This window comes from Methanobrevibacter sp. 87.7 (assembly GCF_002208625.1).
In the GTDB taxonomy this organism is placed as follows: Archaea; Methanobacteriota; Methanobacteria; order Methanobacteriales; family Methanobacteriaceae; genus Methanarmilla.
In genome coordinates this window covers 1-1,538 of the sequence record NZ_MRCT01000255.1, presented here as the reverse complement: position 1 = coordinate 1,538, position 1,538 = coordinate 1, and the positions used below count along the sequence as shown (strand labels likewise).

Sequence of the window (1,538 nt, the reverse complement as noted above, 5' to 3'; positions counted from 1 at the left end):
ATTTTATATTTTAACCTAGTAAACATTATATTTATTAACTTTAAAAATATATGTTATATTATTATAATTTTAATGAATCTTTATTTTTTTAAGATTCTAATTTTTTTTAATTTAATTATTTTTTATAATTATTATTTTTATTATTTTATTTTTACGGGGAAGAAATAAATGACTGATATATCTTCAAAAGAATTATATGAATTTAAAAAAACAATAAAAAATTTATCACAGAAAAAAGGACGAGGAACTGAATTAGTTTCTGTATATATTCCTCATTCAAAACAGATTAGTGATGTTGCAAAACAGATGAGAGATGAGCTTGGACAAAGTTCTAACATTAAAAGTAAATCTACTAGGAAAAATGTACAATCTGCTATTGAGGTTATTATTCAAAGGATTAAATTATTTAAACAAGCACCAGAAAATGGTTTAGTTTTATTTACTGGTATGATTCCAAGAGGAGGTCCAGGTACTGAGAAAATGGAAACTTATGTATTTGAACCACCTGAACCTATTACAACATATTGGTATATCTGTGATAGTAGTTTCTATTTAGAACCATTAGAAGAAATGGTATCTGAAAGAGATGTTTATGGTATTTGTGTTATTGATAGGAAAGAAGCAACTATTGCAACTTTAAAAGGTAAACATATTAATATTATTGCTACTTTAACTAGTGGTGTACCAGGTAAACATAAAGCAGGAGGTCAATCTCAAAGAAGGTTTGACCGTGTTATTGAAGATGCTGCAAGAGAGTTCCTTAAAAGGATTGGTAGACATGTTAATGAAGCATATTTACCTATTAAAGATGATCTTAAAGGTGTATTATTAGGTGGACCAGGTAATACTAAAATTGATTTCTATGAAGGAGACTTCATGCAATATGAAATTAAAGATAAAGTAATTACTACTGTAGATACTTCTTACACTGGTGAATTCGGTATTCGTGAGGTTATTGATAAAGCTTCAGATACTCTTGAAGAATTAGATGTAATGAAAGAGAAAAAAATTGTTCAAAAATTCTTACATGAACTTATTAATGATAAAACTGGTCTTGCTAGCTATGGTGAAGATGAAGTTAGACGTAACCTTCAAATTGGTGCTGTAGATACTCTTCTTCTTTCTGAAGGTCTTAAATTAAAACGTGTAACTATGAAATGTCCTCAATGTGGTTGGACTAAAAATATTACACCAAGAAAAAAAGATGATTTAGATTTTAATTGTGAAAAATGTAATGAACATATGAAAGAAGATAAAAGTGTTGATCTTGTTGATACTTTTGTTGAAATGGCTGAAGAAGTTGGTTCTAATGTTGAATTAATTTCAACTGAAACTGAAGAAGGTATGCAATTGTATCGTGCTTTCGGTGGTATTGCAGCTATTTTAAGATATCATATTTAGTTTTATTACTATTTTTATCTTTTTTTTAAAATCAGTTTATATTATTAAGTTTTATTTTAATTAGTTTAATTTGTTAAATTAGCTTTTTTTATTATTTCTTTTATTCATTGTCTTAATTTTTTTATTATATTTTAATT

At 26.2% G+C, this 1,538-nt stretch carries 1 protein-coding gene; it reads left to right on the top strand.

Features of this window, described 5'->3' with window-relative positions:
* Window positions 1–168 precede the first annotated feature (168 nt).
* A complete protein-coding gene (gene prf1, locus BGI41_RS08065; RefSeq protein WP_088540186.1) occupies window positions 169–1,401 on the top strand; it encodes a peptide chain release factor aRF-1 in 1,233 nt (410 codons plus the stop codon).
* Window positions 1,402–1,538 lie beyond the last annotated feature (137 nt).